The 16422-nt window shown below is 66.7% G+C and carries 14 protein-coding genes and 1 pseudogene; 5 read left to right on the forward strand and 10 right to left on the reverse strand.

All coding sequences use genetic code 11. From position 1 onward, the window contains the following. The 4 genes and pseudogenes from FHX60_RS27785 to FHX60_RS20155 all read right to left on the reverse strand — a co-directional run. Positions 1-125, reverse strand: a pseudogene (locus FHX60_RS27785) (allantoinase); the annotation flags it as partial. Between the two features lie 38 nt (positions 126-163). Further along, positions 164-898, reverse strand: coding sequence for an aspartate/glutamate racemase family protein (locus tag FHX60_RS20145; RefSeq protein ID WP_018005616.1), 735 nt, complete (start codon positions 896-898; stop codon positions 164-166). 57 nt (positions 899-955) lie between these two features. Next, the gene (locus FHX60_RS20150; protein WP_112775731.1) at positions 956-2479 is read right to left on the reverse strand and encodes an NCS1 family nucleobase:cation symporter-1; all 1524 of its coding nucleotides are present in this window, start codon (positions 2477-2479) and stop codon (positions 956-958) included. 412 nt (positions 2480-2891) lie between these two features. Then, complete coding sequence (locus tag FHX60_RS20155; RefSeq protein ID WP_183284389.1) at positions 2892-5054, reverse strand: TonB-dependent siderophore receptor; 2163 nt, start codon at positions 5052-5054, stop codon at positions 2892-2894. A 380-nt stretch (positions 5055-5434) separates the two neighbouring features. Here FHX60_RS20155 and FHX60_RS20160 point away from each other — a divergent pair, with 380 nt between their 5' ends. Then, the gene (locus tag FHX60_RS20160) at positions 5435-5989 is read left to right on the forward strand and encodes a cupin domain-containing protein (protein ID WP_183284390.1); all 555 of its coding nucleotides are present in this window, start codon (positions 5435-5437) and stop codon (positions 5987-5989) included. A gap of 125 nt (positions 5990-6114) precedes the next feature. Further along, a complete protein-coding gene (locus tag FHX60_RS20165) occupies positions 6115-7035 on the forward strand; it encodes a dioxygenase family protein (RefSeq protein WP_112775734.1) in 921 nt (306 codons plus the stop codon). Between the two features lie 66 nt (positions 7036-7101). Here the strand turns inward: FHX60_RS20165 and FHX60_RS20170 are convergent, their stop codons facing one another. From FHX60_RS20170 to FHX60_RS20195, 6 genes are all read right to left on the reverse strand, one after another. Beyond that, positions 7102-8283, reverse strand: coding sequence for an alpha/beta hydrolase (locus tag FHX60_RS20170; RefSeq protein ID WP_183284391.1), 1182 nt, complete (start codon positions 8281-8283; stop codon positions 7102-7104). Positions 8284-8459: 176 nt separating this feature from the next. Continuing rightward, on the reverse strand, positions 8460-9032 hold the full coding sequence (locus FHX60_RS20175; RefSeq protein ID WP_183284392.1) for a VOC family protein: 573 nt from the start codon (positions 9030-9032) through the stop codon (positions 8460-8462). A 15-nt stretch (positions 9033-9047) separates the two neighbouring features. After that, positions 9048-9554: a ribonuclease E activity regulator RraA gene (gene rraA / locus FHX60_RS20180; protein WP_260164258.1), complete on the reverse strand. Its 507-nt coding sequence runs from the start codon at positions 9552-9554 to the stop codon at positions 9048-9050. A 62-nt stretch (positions 9555-9616) separates the two neighbouring features. Then, positions 9617-10600, reverse strand: coding sequence for a Bug family tripartite tricarboxylate transporter substrate binding protein (locus FHX60_RS20185; protein ID WP_183284393.1), 984 nt, complete (start codon positions 10598-10600; stop codon positions 9617-9619). A gap of 172 nt (positions 10601-10772) precedes the next feature. Then, entirely contained in the window at positions 10773-11807 is a 1035-nt protein-coding gene (locus FHX60_RS20190) for a porin (protein ID WP_183284394.1), read from the reverse strand. A 97-nt stretch (positions 11808-11904) separates the two neighbouring features. Next, positions 11905-12843 (reverse strand): fumarylacetoacetate hydrolase family protein, encoded by a 939-nt coding sequence (locus tag FHX60_RS20195; RefSeq protein ID WP_183284395.1) that lies wholly within the window; start codon positions 12841-12843, stop codon positions 11905-11907. A 291-nt stretch (positions 12844-13134) separates the two neighbouring features. On the opposite strand from FHX60_RS20195, the gene FHX60_RS27790 reads away from it, so the two are divergent. The 3 genes from FHX60_RS27790 (at position 13135) to FHX60_RS20210 (ending at position 16411) form a co-directional block, all read left to right on the forward strand. Further along, the gene (locus tag FHX60_RS27790; protein WP_260164260.1) at positions 13135-13680 is read left to right on the forward strand and encodes a cupin domain-containing protein; all 546 of its coding nucleotides are present in this window, start codon (positions 13135-13137) and stop codon (positions 13678-13680) included. Between the two features lie 108 nt (positions 13681-13788). Then, positions 13789-15054: an acetamidase/formamidase family protein gene (locus tag FHX60_RS20205; protein WP_311730085.1), complete on the forward strand. Its 1266-nt coding sequence runs from the start codon at positions 13789-13791 to the stop codon at positions 15052-15054. An 82-nt stretch (positions 15055-15136) separates the two neighbouring features. After that, the gene (locus FHX60_RS20210; protein ID WP_183284396.1) at positions 15137-16411 is read left to right on the forward strand and encodes an MFS transporter; all 1275 of its coding nucleotides are present in this window, start codon (positions 15137-15139) and stop codon (positions 16409-16411) included. The last annotated feature ends 11 nt before the right edge of the window (positions 16412-16422 follow it).

A 16422-nucleotide genomic window follows, 5' to 3' on the forward strand; every position in this document is an offset into this window, starting at 1 on the left:
TTCTCGCCGCCTTCTTCGTAGTTGAGCACGAACTGCAGCGCCACGCGCGCGCCGCCCGGCCAGCGGGCGTGCGGCGGACGGGCGCCGTAACCGATCAGATCGCGGGGATAGCGGGACTGGAGCATGGTGGTGGAAGCGGACAAAGTGCGGGAAGACATAGGATTCAGTTCAGGGCATAGGGGGCCAGCATGCCGGCATAGGCCTTGGGCAGCGGCCGTGCCCAGTCGCCGCGCTTGCTGGTGCCCAGGCGCACCGAGACCAGCGCCTCGGCCAGCTTGACCGCGCACGACACGCCGTCGATCACCGGCGCGCCGATGGCGTCGGCGATCTCGTCGCACAGGTCGGTCATGCCGGCGCAGCCCAGCACGATGCATTCGCTGCGGTCTTCGGCCAGGGCCACCCGGCAGGCCTCGGTGATGATGCGGCGCGCATCGGACCCGGGGCGCTCCAGCTCCAGCACCGGCAGGTCGCAGGCGCGCACGTTGTTGCAGAAGCGCTTCATGCCGTAGCGCTCGGCCAGGTGCCAGGCGATATTGCAGGTGCGCGCCAGCGTGGTGACCACGCTGAAGCTGCTGCCGACCACGCTGGCCATGTGCATGGCGGCCTCGGCGATGCCGATCACCGGCCCGCGCGCTACTTCGCGCGCGGCGTACAGGCCCGGGTCGCCGAAGCAGGCGATGACGTAGCCGTCCACGCCTTCCTGTTCGCCGGCCAGGATCTCGTCGAGGATGCCCGGCACCGACAGGGCTTCGTCATAGTGGCTTTCGATCGAAGCCGGGCCCATGCGCGGGCTGACCGCGCTGATGCGCGTGCCGGGCGCCGCCACGGCGGCGGCGCACTGCCCGATCTTGTCGGTCATGCTCTGGGTGGTATTGGGGTTGATGATCTTCAGCTTCATGGACACGGCTCGGTTCGGTGCGGTCGTAATCGTGGGTCGGTTCAAGGATGGGCGGCGTCACGCCTGGGTGGCGGCGCGGCTGCCCAGGTGCCCGGGCATCATGCGGGGCGCCAGCTGCCGGTACAGCACCAGCGCAATGCCCATGCCGATGAACCAGCTGTAGTTGGCGGCCGCCTGCCAGGCCGGCACCACCACGCACAGGATCGGGATGATGGCCGCGGGAATCATGGTGGCCACCGCCGCCGGGTTGAAGCCGTTGCGGTACCAGTAGCGGCCGCGCGGGTTCAGCGTGTACAGGTCATCCACCTCGACATGCTGGCGCCGCACCAGGTAGTAGTCGGCAATCAGGATGCCGAACAGCGGGCCGATGAAGGCGCCCAGCACGTCCAGCGTGTAGTGGATCACCTGCGGGTTGTTGTACAGGTTCCAGGGCGTGATGAAGATCGAAGCCACCGCGGCGATCATGCCGCCGGTGCGCCAGCTGATGTGCTTGGGCGACACGTTGGAGAAGTCGAACGCCGGCGAGACGAAGTTGGCGACGATATTGATGCCGATGGTTGCGGTCATGAAGGTGAACGCGCCCAGCAGCATGGCGAAGGTGCTGTCGATATGGCTGACGGTCTCCACCGGGTCGGTGATCAGCTTGCCGAACACTGGCAGCGTGGCCGAGGTGGTGATCACGGTCAGCAGCGAGAAGCCCAGGAAGTTGACCGGCAGCCCCCAGAAGTTGCCGCGCTTCACCGACTTGAAATCCTTGGCATAGCGCGAGAAGTCGCCGAAGTTGAGCATCGGGCCGGAGAAGTACGACACCACCAGCGCGATCGCGCTCAGCATCACCGGCACCGCTTCCCAGCCGGTGTACTTGACGAAGCTCAGCGTGAAGTTGACGTTCTCCCAGCCGGCCTTGTTCACCAGCCAGACCGCCAGCGCGATCATTACCACGTACACCGCCGGGCCGGCCCAGTCGATGAACTTGCGGATGGTCTCCATGCCGGTCCAGAACACCAGTGCCTGCAGCACCCACAACACCATGAACGACGCCCAGCCCAGCGTCGACAGCCCGGCGAAGCCATGCAGCTTGACGTCGGCATACGGCGCCAGCGCCGGGAAGAAGTGCAGCGCCAGCACCAGGAAGGCACTCGACGCCAGGTAGGTCTGGATCCCGTACCACGCCACCGCGATCAGCCCGCGGATGATGGCCGGGATATTGGCGCCGAGCACGCCGAACGAGGCCCGGCAGATCACCGGGTAAGGCGTGCCGGTCACCTGGCTGGGCTTGGCCACCAGGTTGCAGAAATACTGCACGATCACGATGCCCACCAGCAGCGACACCAGCACCTGCCAGCTGGTCAGGCCCAGCGCGAACAGGCTGCCGGCGGTGATATAGCCGCCGACGCTGTGCACGTCGGACATCCAGAACGCGAAGATGTTGTAGGTGCCCCAGGTCTGCTTGCGCAACGGGGCCAGGTCCTCATTGGTGAGGCGTTCGTCATAGCTGGGCTTGATCAGGGCATTGCCGTGTGCGGCATGCCCGCCCTGCGCCTGCGCTGCGTCGGCGGGTGTGGCGGTGGTTTGCATCATCTGAGTCTCCTGGCAGATGTGTGTCTTGACGATAGGCGACGCGCGGCCCTTCGGGGCTCTTTGCGGTGCGCCAGGGGTGGGTGTTTATGTGTCTACTAAATTGTCTACAAAATCGATTGAGTGTGTAGACGATGTTGTAGATCACAGATTCGTGATTGTCAACATTCGTTTTCCCTGAAGGCGGAAGCGGGCCGCCGTGGGGCAAAAGTCACGCCGCGCCGAACGGAATAATTCTGCGAATGCGGTCCGGTTGTCCCTCTCCCGCAAGCGGGAGAGGGGCCGAGGGTGAGGGCCCGCGCATCCACGAAGTCAACCGCATCAATCGCGCACCTGCGTCATTCCCCGCGAAATCGGCGACGAAAAAAAAAACCCGCTCCGGAGAGCGGGTGCTGGTGCAGGCGGGCGATGGCCTTCAATACGCGATCTTCGCCGTCAGGCTGATGCTGCGCGGGTCCGCCGGCTGGATGTAGTTCTCGTACTGGAAGCCCCAGTAGCGCTTGTTGGTCACGTTGTTCAGCGCCGCGCGCAGCGTCAGGTCCTTGCCGGCGACGCGGGTGCTGTAGCTGGCGCCGAGGTTGAACACCGTGTAGCCGCCGGCGTCCAGCGTATTGCCCGCATTGAGCTTGGTGCTGCCGGTGTATTTGCCATCGACCCCGAGGCGCAGGCCCGGCACGAACGGCACGCGGTAGCTGACGCGGCCGGCCATGATGAAGCCGGGCGCACCCGCCACGCGGTTGCCGCTGTTGGCCACGCCCTTGTCGTAATACGAATCGAGATACATCGCGCTGGCGCCGAACTCCCACTGCGAACCCAGGCGGTACACGCCCGCCAGTTCCAGGCCCTGGTAGATCGAGGTGCCCTCCTGCTGGCGCGTCGGCACGCCGCCGCTGATGCTGTCGTACTCGGCCCCGCGCTCGATGCGGAAGGCGGCCGCGGTCGCGCTCCACGCGGCCTGGTCGGCCTTGACGCCGATTTCATACTGCTTGCTGCGGATCGGGCTGAGCAGCTGGCGCGCGTTGGTGTAGCCGTCCGGCACGATCGAGCCGGGCTCCAGCGCCTCGACATAGCTGGCATAGACCGTGGCGGCGGGCACCGGCTTGAACATCAGCGCCAGCGTCGGCGTGACCACGCCGTTCTTGCTGTAGCTGGAGGTGACCGGCACATAGCCGTTCTGTTCGAAGTTGGTCACGCGCAGGCCGGCCAGCACTGACCAGCGCTCGCTCAGCTGCACGGTATCGCTGGCGAACACGGACTTCTGCGTGATGTCGCTGTTGCGCACCTTGTTGAAGGCGGTCGAGCTGTAATACGTGTTGGTATTGGGCGCGAAGATGTTGCCGGTGCCGATGACCGCGCCGAAGCCGTTGTTGTCATAGCGGTCGATCTGCTTCTGCCACGACAGGCCCGCCACCAGCTGGTGCCCGAACGGGCCGGTGCGGAACTTGCCTTCCAGCATCGCCTGCCATTGCCCCACCTGCTGGTTCTGCGCGGTGTCGTAGCGCTGGTCGATGTAATCGCCGGCCTGGTTCAGCAGGTTGTAGGTGCTTTCATTGCGGCTGCGGTTGACCTTGGTGAAGCTGTAGCTGGTGCTGACCGCCCAGTCCGGATTGATCTGGTAGCGCAGGCCGGTGCTGTACAGCTGCAGGTTGGTGTTCAGGTGCTGGTCGGCGCCGGCGAAGTTGCGGATGCGCCCGGACACGGCGCCCGGCAGCGCCGTATCGCCATAGCTCCACAGGCTGAACGAGGGCATCTGGCCGGTGGCGCGACGGTCCTGGTAGATCGAATCGAAGGTCCAGGTCAGGTCCTTGGTCAGGCGCGCGTCCAGGCCCAGCGACACGCTGTCGCGCCGGATGTTGCGCGCGTTGTAGGGGGTGCCTTCTTCATGCGTCGCGTTCAGGCGGTAACCGAACATATTGCCGGGGCCGGCGCGGCCGCCCAGGTCGATGTGCTCGCTCCACACATTGGCGGCGCGGTAGCCCAGCTCGAACGACGCTGTGAAGGTGTCGGTCGGCTTCTTGGTGACGTAGTTGACGATGCCGCCCGGCGTGGCGAAGCCGTACATGAAGCCCGGCAGGCCCTTGAGCAGCTCCACCTGCTCCATGTGCTCGTACGGCAGCGTGATGCCGTAGGCCACGAACGGCAGGCCGTTGATCTTGAAGCCGTTCTGCCAGTCGATCTGCAGGCCGCGCACGCTCAGGTAGCTGGACCAGCTGTTGTAGCCGTTGCCGTTGTCGCTGACCGACGCATCCATGGTGAACACGTCGCCGAGCTTGGCCACCTGGCGCTCGGCCAGGTCTTCGCCGGTGACGATGGTGGTCGAGTAGGGCGTGTCCAGCTGCGTGCGCGAACCCAGCGCGCCGGTGCTGGCCTTTTTCTCAAGCTGCAGGCCGGAATCGTCCACCGCCGACGCGCTCACGGTCACCGCCGGCAGCGACGCCGCATCGGCCGGCGCCGCCGCTTGCTGCGCCAGCGCGGCCGTTGCCGGAAAGCCGGCGAGCACGGCAAGTTGCGCCAGCACGGCGAGATGGCGGGGTTGGGGTGCGCGCGCACGTGCGGCGCGGGGGACTTGGCGGCTCATGATGGAACAGCAGAAGACAGGCAGGCCTGTAGGTGAATGTCAATACAAATGCGAATAATTCGCATTTCGGAAAAGACCGAATGATGCCTATCCCGTGGCTGCGGCGTCAAGGCGCAAGGTTGGGCTTTGTGGTGAAAGCAACGGCGGATTGGGGATGGCGCCAGGCGCCGCACCGCCCGGTTGCTGCGCGCGTACCGCACGTCTGGCAACCGGCTCCCGGTCCGGCACACGCAGTCTGCCGGCGCAAAACCCGATACCGGATAGTTATGGCGCCCGGCAAAAAATGATGTTGGACGTGCCTGTTGGCGGTTCATAAAGTTGCACGAACAGAGGCGAACGCCCTCTCGTTTTTCCCAACTTCATGACACCGAGGAAGCAATATGGATCCGACCCCGCAGGAAATGGAAGCTACCCGCATCGCGCGCTGGGGCAAGGTCAAGCCTTACGGCGAGACCTTCATCGAAAGCCGCCTGCCCGGGATGAAGAAGAACATCTACAAGATCATGAATCGCGGCGTGCTCGAGAACAAAGGCGTCGAGCCCGCAATCCCCGGCAACCACCGCTTCGGCGTGACCTTCATCGAAATCCCGGTCGGACAAGGCGCCAGCCTGCATGCGCACAAGACCGAGGAAGTGTTCTGCCCGCTGAATGGCCAGATGGAAGTCATCTGGGGCGAGAAGGGACAGTACTCGCTGATGCTGAACCAGTGGGATGTGATCTCCTGCCCGATCGGCGTGATGCGCGGCTTCCGCAACCCCAACGACCACGCGCTGGTAGTCTACTCTGTGGTGGGCGGCACTGACGAGGAATGCGGCCGCATCGCCTGGCACCCGGACGTGGTCAAGGCGGCCGAGTCCACCGGCCTGGTCTACGGCGACGACGGCTATATCAAGGAAAGCGGGGCGGACACGGCGCAGCCGCGCACAGAAGGCTGACGACATTCGCGGCGACCCGGACGCGTGGTCAACGCGCAGGCGCCTGCGGCATCGGGCGGGGCGTCATTTCGACGCCCCGCTGCGCGCCAGATTCCATCCCCACTTCCACAAGAGCTGACCACACTATGACTTCTGCTTCCGTAGCCCGCGCCAGCGCCGCTTCCGCGGCGGCCCCGCAATCGATTCCCGCCACCCCCGAGGCGCTGCTGGAAGCCGTGCTCAAGGCCAACGCCGGCACCGCCGACGCGCGTACCCGCACCGTTCTCGATGCCCTGATCCGGCATGCGCATGCGTTCGCGTCCGAGGTGCAGCTGACCTATGAGGAACTCCACGCCGGCCTGGATTTCATGGTCCGCATCGGCCAGGCCACCGGGCCGAAGAAGCATGAGGGCATCCTGCTGGCCGATATCCTCGGGCTGGCCACGCTGGTGCTGCTGATGGACGCCAAGGCAGTGCTGGCCGCCGGCGGCACCGAGCCCGCGTTGATCGGCCCGTTCTGGCGCGCCAACCAGCCGGTCCGCCCCAACGGCGCGCACATCGCCACCCCTGACACCACCGGCGACCCGCTGTTCGTGCAGGGGCGCGTCGTGTCGATCGACGGCACACCCATCGCCGGCGCGCGCATCGAAACCTGGCAGGCCGCGCCGAGCGGCCTGTACGAGAACCAGGACGAACACCAGGAAGACATGAACCTGCGCGCGGTGTTCGAGACCGACGCCGACGGGCGCTTCTGGTTCGACAGCGTGCGGCCGTCGGGCTATGGCGTGCCGATCGACGGCCCCTGCGGCGAACTGCTGAAGCTGCAGAACCGCGACCACATGCGTCCGGCGCACCTGCACTTCATCGCCATCGCACCGGGCCACAAGGTGCTGACCACGCAGATCTTCGACGCGCTCGATCCCTATGCCTTCAGCGACGCGGCGTTCGGCGCGGTCGGGTCGCTGCTGCGCGATTTCGAACCCGACGGCAAGGGCGGCTTCCGCCTCGATGTGGAACTGAAACTGGAGCCGGGCGAGACGCGCCTGCCCAAGCCGCCGCTGCCGTGATCGCCACTGGCTTGCGCGGATAAAGCAGACGGCGGTCTTGTGCCGCCGTCTTGGCGTCTTGCCAGCTTATGCCGCAACCTTGCGCTCGGCCCAGCGGGCGACGATCTCCAGGCACTGCTGCATTTGCCGGGGCTGTCCGAGGTAGTAGTGCGTGGCGCCTTCGATGCGCACGAATTCCTTGTCGGCAGTCGCCAGCGCCTCGAACACCTGGGGATTATGCGTGGCGGGCACCGCGTCGTCGGCGCCGTTCTCGATCTGCAGCACCGGCGTATGCCGTATGCGTGCCGCATTCACCGGGCCCTTGATGTTGGAATGGTCATACGACCATTGCGAGAGCCAGCTGCGCAGGGTCGAATAGCGTGCCAGGCCGACCGGTCCCGAGTTGACCACGCGCGGATCGCCCAGATAGCACCAGTCCGCCCTCCGCCCGTTCGGGTCGATGGTGGTATCGCGCCAGCGCACATCGCACATGGTGCGATGCACGACGAAGCCCCGTTCCAGTTCCGTGCCGCCGCCCCTGAGCCGGGCCAGCATGTCGATGGCCCAGTCGCTGATGCGGCGGTTGCGTGCCCGTTGCGCCTGGCGGAAGCGGGTGACGAATTCCGCGGGGTACGGCGGCTGATAGGGACAGCGGGGGTCGTAGATATCCAGCTCCAGGTTGCGGCGGTCGGGATCGAGCTCGTCGGTCACGGACGGGTCCAGCCACTCGGTCAGGGTCTCGGGCCGGCTCAGGTGCGCGGCCACGAATATCAGGGCGTCCGCCGGTATCAGGCGCGCCTGCGTCAGGTCGTACGGATCGCCGGCCGGCGTATGCGTGATGGTCGCGCACTCCGCCTGGGCCTGGTAGAACAGCGACAGCGCGCCCCCGCCCGACCAGCCCACCAGCACCACCTTCTCGTAGCCGAGCACCTCGCGCGCATGGCGGATGTAGGCGCCGAGGTCGAATGCCACTTTCTCCATGATCAGGGCGGTATCGTTTTTGGCGTACCGGCTGGCGGCGCACAGCACGTGCATGCCCGCCTCTGCCAGCGCGACCGGCATCGGCATCAGTTGCAGCGTGGACGACGGATGCATGAAGAGGTAGACCACGCTGGAGGGCGCGCCACGCGGTACCAGCCGCTGCCCCTCCAGGAAGGTGTAGCCCTGGCTGCCGGCAAAGCCGTAGGTCTCGGCCATGCCGGCCGGCTCCTGGAACTGGATAATGACCGGCACCCGGTCGAACTCGTGCTTGCGTGAAAGGTCAGGCATTGCGCATCCCTTGGGTAAGGTCCTGGATGGGTAAAGGGGCACAACCGCGTGCGGATGTGCCCGCAAAGGTGTGAGCGTCGGCAGGGCGCGGCCGGAAACAGGCGCCCATCGTGAATGGGCGCCACCGGCCGGCCGGGGCTGTGCCGTTGATCTGGGGTTGTTAGCCGCGGTGTGCGTCAGCCGGGTTCTGGCCCGGGGCGCTGCTGCCGCGCCCTGGCTTTCTCCGCCACCCATTCCGCGCATTGGCGATGGGCGCTCTCGCGCGCCGCGCGGGCGTGCTCGGGGTCGCCGGTCGGCGTGGTCAGCTCGAGGCGAATGCCGTTGGGATCGAAGAAGTAGATCGATTCCAGGAAATGATGGTCGGTCACGCCCAGCACGTCGACGCCGGCGGCTTTCAGGCGATGGCAGGCCTGCAGCAGGTCTTCGCGCGACGCCACGCGCAGCGCCAGGTGATTGACCCAGGGCGGGGTGTTCGGCGAAGGCGCGGCGGCCTGGTCATCCCCCAGGTCGAAAAAGGCGATGCAGGAACCGTCCTGCATTTCGAAGAACAAGTGCACATACGGGCAGCGTTCGCCGGTGCTGGGCACCACGTCGGCGCGGACCATGTGGACCAGCGGCAGACCCAGCAGGTCTTCATAGAAGTGACGGGTCTCTTCGGCATCGCGGCAGCGCCACGCGAAGTGGTGCAGCCCGTGTACCGGCACGCCGATGCTGGGCGACGGGCGGTCAGGTTCATGTGGCACGGACATTCGGTGTCTCCACGCTCAGTAGTCTTGCGGCGCGGCCGCGCCGATGGGCTCCGGGCTGATCAGCACGGCATCCGCGTCGCAATACACCCACTCGCCCGGGCGGAACGTCACGTTGCCGAAGCGCAGCGGGATATTGTCTTCGGCGCCGGGCTGCTCGGCGGCATTGCGCAGCGCCGTGGTCCCCAGCGCCTTGACGCCGATATCGATGCCATTGACCGCCTTGCTGTCGCGGATGACGCCATGGATCACCAGGCCGGCCCAGCCGTTGCTTGCCGCCAGGGTTGCCAGCCGGTCGCCGAAGACGCCGATGCGCAGGGAGCCGCCCACGTCGACCACCAGCACACGGCCGGCACCGGGCGTGGATAGCTGGCGCAGCACGGGACGGTGGTCCTCCTGCACGCGCAGGGTCGCGCACGGACCGGAGAATTGCTCGCGCAGGCCGAAGCTGCGGAACTGCAGCTGGCAGACCGAAGTGGTGTCGGGGTGCGCATCGGAAAGGTCGCTGGTAGAAAACATGATCATCAGGATGGGGTTGGAAGCGCGCTGGCTGCGATGCGGCAACGGTGTTGCCGGACTGCCCGCGCCTAGTTGAGCGTGATACCGGCTTTCTTTACCACTTCACCGTACCTGGCATAGTCGCGGCGGATCTGCTGGCCGAATTCGTCCGGCGTGTTGCCGACCGCAGTGATGCCGAGGTCGAGCATCTTGCTGCGTGTATCCGGCTGGTCCAGCACCTTGCGGATTTCCCGCTGCAGGCTGGCCACCACGGCGGCCGGCGTGCCCGCGGGCGCGAGGATGCCCACCCAGGAATCGACGCTGAAGTCCTTCACGCCCGACTCCATCAAGGTCGGCACGTCAGGCAGCGCGGCGACGCGGTGGCTGCCGGTCACGGCAATGGCGCGAACCTGGCCGTTCTTCACATACTGCGACACGCTGGCGACCGCCGTGCACAGCACCGGCAGCGAGCCGCCGAGCAAGTCGGTCAGCGCTTGCGAGCCGCCCTTGTAGGCGATGTGCTGCAGCGGGATCCCTGCCTGGTCGCGCAACAGTTCCCCGGCCAGATGACAGGTGGTGCCGGTGCCGGAACTGCCGAACGACAGGCCGCCGCCTTTGCCGGCGCGCGCGTACGCCACCAGCTCGCTGAAGGTCTTCGCTGGTACCGACGGGCTGGACACGAAGATCAGGGTGGCATCGCCGACTTTGGTCACGGGCGCGAAGTCCGTCAGCACGTTGAAGCGCGGCCGGGTGATGTGCGTGCCGGTGACGAGCGCGCCGTCAAAGCCCAGCAGCAGCGTGTAGCCGTCGGCACCGGAGCGGGCCACGATCTCGGCGCCGATGTTGCCGGAGGCTCCGGGACGGTTGTCGACGATCACGTTCTGGCCCAGGGACTGCCCCAGCTTGTTGGCCAGCAGCCGCGCGGTGGCGTCGGTGACGCCCCCGGGCACGAACGGCACCACCAGGCGGATGGGGCGGGCCGGGTAATCTTGTGCGGCGGCCACGCCAGGCACGGCAGCGAGAATCGTTGCAGTGATCCCCAGCAGCGCAAGGACGATCTTCGGATAGCGCATGCGGTCTCCTGTCGAATTATCGTTCTGATGGTGGCGATACCACGTTGCGATCCATTCTAAGGACCGCCGCGCGGCAGGATGTGCCGTTTCCACCAGCGATGCGCCGGACAAACCGCGGCTTGTTTCGCCTTGCCCGGTCCTGGCCGGCACGATCTGCTGCGCGGCTGCCGGCTCAGAACTTGTGGCGAAGGCCCACGCCAAAGGTGTTGCCGGTGCCGGCGGTCGTCAGCTTGTCGTAGAGATAGTTGGCATAGACGTCGGTGCGCTTGGACAGGTCGTAGCTATAGCCGATCGCTGCCGTGGTGCGGTTGAAGTCATCCAGGGTGCGGCGGTCGTTCCGGGTCCACGCGTAGCTGGCATTGAGCCGGCCGGGTCCGAGCGGCGCCGAGACCCCGGCCTGGTAGGTATAGGTGCGTACTTCGGAGCGCCCGTTCTTCGTCATGTTGAACGTGCCGAACAGCTTCAGCACCTTGAAGTCGTACGAGGCACCGGTGAACAGCACCTTCTGGCTCGGCTCCAGCGCCGTGATGGCGGCGCCGGTCTTGGTGTGGTTGCCGCCCACGGCCAGGTCCAGCGGGCCGTTCTGGTAGCGGATCATGGCGCCCATGTTGTTGGTGCCATTGTTGGTGGCCGCCTCGCCCAGCCCATATATGAGCTGGAAGCTCAGCCCGCCAAAGTTGGGAGATAGGTAGCGCACCGCGTTGCTCCAGCCGGTATCGCCACGGATCAGCCGCCCGAACGTGGGAATCCAGTTCTGCACGTTCAGCGGCGAGAAGCGCGTCGAGCCGGCAAAGGGGTTGAACTGTCCGGTCAGATAGAGCATGGGCGTGGAATTCCGGCCGATGCGCAGCTCGCCGAACTTGTTCGAAGACAGGCCGACATAGGCGTTGCGGGCAAACATCGCGTCGACCGGGCTGCGGCCCATCTCGCCGGTGTCGGGGCGGAAGAAGCTCTCGATGGCAAACACGGTGCTGAGGCCGCCGCCCAGGTCTTCTTCGCCGCCCATGCCCCAGAACGGCGTGGTCTCGCCACCGTTGTCGAGCTGCCAGGAACTGCGTGGCGCGCCGCTCGGCTTGATGCTGCCGACATAGGTGTCGATCAGGCCGTAGAGCCGCACCCCGTCGGCATGGGCCGTGGCCGAGGCGGCCAGCCCCGCGAGCAAGGCAAGGGTCAGGCTGTGCTTCAGGCAATGACGTGCTTCCAACATCTTCTCCTCCAATCTCTCTTGTTATGAACTCGAAAAGGGGACACGACAGGCGCACCGGCCCACGGCGCCGCTGGCGGCAGGCGCAAGGATGTCTCGTCTACCTTGCTGTTCCCGGATGGGTGTCGTCACGAACGACCGGATTGCGCAGGGTCCCGAGACCGTCGATTTCCACCTCCACCTCGTCGCCGGGGCGCATGTGAACCAGCCCCGGCACCTTGAACAGGCCGTACTGGCGCGACAGGTCCAGGCCTGCGACGTCATCCGGTTGAGGCTTCAGAGCGCCCGGCGTGCCCATCGCGATCAGGTCGCCGGGCCGCAGGTTGTAGCCCTGGCTCAGGTAACTGACCACCTTGGCCACGTCGCACAGCATGTCGTCCAGCGGCGCGCGCTGGCGCACCACGCCGTTGATGCGGGTCAGCACCGTATGCGTGGCGGGATCGCCGAATTCGTCGCGGGTCATCAGCCATGGCCCGTAGGATCCCGAGGCTTCGAAGTTCTTCCCCAGGCCGAACTGGCGGTTGTGCACTTGGTACTCGCGCACGGAGCCTTCGTTGAGGCAGGTGTATCCCGCCACATGCTCCATCGCGTGCTGCTCCGGGATGTAGCGCCCGGGCTTGCCGATGATGACCCCCAGCTCCCCTTCGTAATCGAACGCGCGCGCCACTGCTTCGGGCGGGGCCACGAGCGGCTCGCCCGCCCCGACGTAGGAGGCCGGCATCCGCATGAAGAGATGCGGATAGTCGCCGTTGGTCTGCAGCCCGGTCTCGGCGAGGTGGCTCTTGAAGTTCAGCGCCAGCGCCCACATGGCATTGGGGCGGTCCAGGAATGGCTTGAGCCTGACCGAGGCCAGGGCGAGATTGCCCGTCACACCCTCCACGGCTCTGCGCAGCCGCGCGAGTCCGTCCTCGAGTTCCAGCAGCGCGACCATGCTGGAAGGCAGATCCGGTGCGATCTCCGCGACCGCGACGAAATGCGTGGGGCTGGTGACGACGCCAAGCGCGGTCGCGTTGCCGTTGGCATAAGCAATGATCTTCATGTTCAGAACGGGTGCATGGGGGACGAAGAAAGGCGGGACAGGTGGACTGGCCGATGTCGCTTGCCCGGTGCTGCCCACCGCCTGTGAGGACGCAGCGTAATCGCGCACCGGTGGATCCTCGTGACCGGAGAGCCCGCAGGCTTAACCCACAGTCCGAATATCTCGTCGCCACGGGTCAGGCATGGCGGAGCCCGCCCTAGACTGCGCAGCGTTGCGTACGGGCTGCCGATGCCGGGATGGGTCGCCGCCAGTCCGGCGTGTCAACAGTGAAGACTCCCGGGAGGCGATCCAATGAAAAAGATCAGGCGCGTGGTGACAGGTCTGCAGCATGGCAAGGCGGTGATCGCCTCTGACGTAGCGGTGCGAGAACGCGCGCCAGCCCTGGCGGGCGGCGTGACCACGGTGCCGCTGTGGGGCGCGGCGTCAGCGCCCGCGGTCCCGAACGCAGGCGATTCGACTGCCGCGCCGAAGTTCTCGCCGCCGCCGGGCGGCTATCACTTCTCGGTCTTCAGCGTGCCGCCGCTGGGGGAAGTGCTGCGTGCCCAGCCTCCGGCCGACCTCGGGCGGGCCAGGGAAGAGATGGAGCGGGACATTCCGGGGCTGCTGGAACTGATGGATCCGGAAGTGCCCGGCATGCATGCGACCACGTCGATCGACTTTGTCGTGGTGCTCAGTGGCGCGATCACGCTCGAGCTCGACGGTGGCGTCGCGACCGCCTTGCAGGCGGGCGATACGGTAGTCCAGAACGGGGTGCGCCATCGCTGGCTGAACCACGGGGCGGAACGCGCCTGGCTCGCCGCCGTGGTGCTCGGCGCAAGCCGCGCGGCGCCGCGCTGAAAATCAGACGATCTGATAAGCGAGCCGACGCGCCGAGCAAGGGCTGCCGCACCACCGCAGGTATCGTCGGACCGATCGCCACGTGCGACAGAAGCGCCGGGACCGGCAGTGTTCGACCGGACAAAACTTGGGGGGAAGCAAATGACCACAAAGACAACCAACCTCGGCCAGGCGAATGCCTGCGATGACGCCGACGCATCGAACCTTGACGCTATCCGCCGGCTTGTAGCCGAGGTCGGCACCGGGCTCGGCCGGCGTGGCATGCTGAAGCTGGCGGGCATCGGCGGCGCGTCGATGATCCTCGGCTCGCGGGCGCAGGCCGCCTCCGGTGGCGACGGCGAGCGCAGCCAGGTCCGCGTGTTCGACCCGAACCAGCACGGCAAGGTGCACACGTTGCGCTCGACGCCGCAGACGGTGCGCGTCGGCGAGCTGGATCCGGCCGCGCCCCCGGTGCTGGAGATCGAATCGGGTGATGTCGTGCATTACCCCGACACGTGGGTGCATTGGGGCAATGAAGCCAGGTACGGCATGTCCTTTGCCGAGCGCAACGTGGTGCGCAAGCGCTATCCGCAGGGCCCGCAATCGCTGGTCGGGCCGGTGAGCATCAAGGGTGCCATGCCAGGAGACGTGATCGAGTGCAGGATGCTGCGTCTGCGGCCGATCGACTGGGGCTGGAATTCGACCGTAAAGGGCATGGGCGCGCTACCCGGGGATTTCCAGGAACCGTACCTGCATTACTTCCGCTTCGACGCCGAGCGCCGCTTTGCCGAGTTCGCCGGCGGCGTGCGCATCCCGCTGGCGCCGGTGCAGGGCGCGCTTGCCGCGCAGCCGGCCGGCGACAAGCCGACCAGTGCGCTGCTGCTTGGCGCGAACGGGGGCAATCTGTCGCTGCCGGCGCTGGTCGAAGGCACTTCGCTGTTTGTGGCGGTGCAGGTGCCCGGCGCCAGGATGTGGACCGGCGACTCGAACGCCGCGCAGGGCGACGGCGCGGTCAACCAGACCGGCATCGAAACCGCGATGGAAGACCTGCGCATTCAGTACGTGCTGCACAAGCGCATTGCGCTGAGCGCGCCGGTGGCTGAAACGCCGACGCACTGGATCGTGCTCGGCTCGGGATCCAGCCTCGAAGAGGCACTCACGGCCGCACTGAGGCAGATGATCGGCTGGATCAGCGGCGCGACGGCGCTGTCCTGGCACGACGTGTATGCGCTTTGCAGTATCGAGGGCAGCTTCCGGGTGACGCAGTACGCGAACCAGACCAACAGCAACTACCGCTTCCAGTCCCCGAAAGTCATGCAGGCCATGTTGCCCAAGCGCATCTTCAGCCCGGAGCGCCAGGCGCAGATATCGCGCTCGCTGCGCACCGAGGCGTAGGTCTCCCCGGCGTGCCCGGTAGGCACGCCTTCCTGCATTCTTCGATCCCGCATTCCTTAATCCCGCCTCGCGGGCTGCTGACATGGTCTCTCTTCAACAAGATATCGGGGCAACGCAGACGGATGCCCCGCCCTCGGCGCCAGACGGCGCGCAGCGCCTGCCCTGGCGCGTCTACGTGCTGTGCGGGCTGGTGGCCTTCCTGGATGGCTTCGACACCCAGTCCGTCGGTCCCGCCGCCGATGCCATGGCGGCGTCGATCGGCATCGGTATCCAGGACTTCGGGTTTCTATTCAGCGCCTCGCAGGTCGGCTTCCTGATCGGCGCCGTGACCTTCAGCGCGCTGGGTGACCGCTTTGGCCGAAAACGCTTGCTGGTGGCGGGAACATTGCTGATCGCGCTCAGTTCGCTAGGCACCGCGCTGGCCGGCTCGTACGGCCAGCTGCTGGCGATCCGCATCCTGGCCGGCATCGGCCTGGGCGGCGTCGCCCCGAACTTCATCAGCCTGGCCTCCGAATTCACGCCGCCTGCGCTGCGCGCCCGGGTCGTCACCCTGCTGTGGGCGGCGGTTCCGATCGGCGGCATGGTGGGCTCGTTTGCGAGTGCCTTCACCCTGCCGCGGTTCGGCTGGCAGGCCATCTTCCTGCTTGGCGGCGGCGCACCGCTTCTGCTGGTGCCGCTGCTGGCGTACCTGCTGCCGGAATCCCGCGAGGTGCAACGCCACCCCCATGGCAAGGCCGGCCGCGCGCCAGGCGTTGCGCCGCTTCGGACATTGTTCGGCGAAGGCCGCGGCATGGCCACGGCGTGGTTGTGGCTGGCCTGCTGGATGACCTGGACGGTGCTGGTCGTGGTGGGCGTCTGGACGCCGTCATTGCTGCGGCAGGCCGGCTGGACCATTGCCATGGCGGCATCGATGCTGGGCCTGCTTAACGCCGGCGGCGTCGCGGGAACGGTGCTGATCAGCGCCGCGCTCCGCTATGTCTCTCCGCAACGGGCGCTGATACTGGCGCTGATGGCGGCGGCCATCTCGATCGTGTGCCTGGGCGCCTTTGCGCAGCACTTCGCCGTGGTTGCGATCGCGGCCTGCCTCGCCGGCTTGTTCTCGTCGGCAGCGGGCGGGTCCCTGCTGGCACTCGCGGCAAGCCTCTATCCGGAACGCGTCCGCGCCACCGGTGTGGGCTGGTCCCTCGGCGCTGCGCGCATCGGCGCCGTGCTGGGTCCGGTCAGTGTCGGATGGCTGGTGGGCTGGCAGTGGTCTACGGCCAGCATCTATGCCGCGATTGCATTGCCAGGCTTCCTGGCAGCGGCTTCGGTATTTCTGTTGAGCCGCACGGCCACCTTCCGCGCCGCCATCCGATAGGCGCGGGACGC

Source organism: Cupriavidus alkaliphilus (assembly GCF_014191175.1).
Classification (GTDB): Bacteria; Pseudomonadota; Gammaproteobacteria; order Burkholderiales; family Burkholderiaceae; genus Cupriavidus; species Cupriavidus alkaliphilus.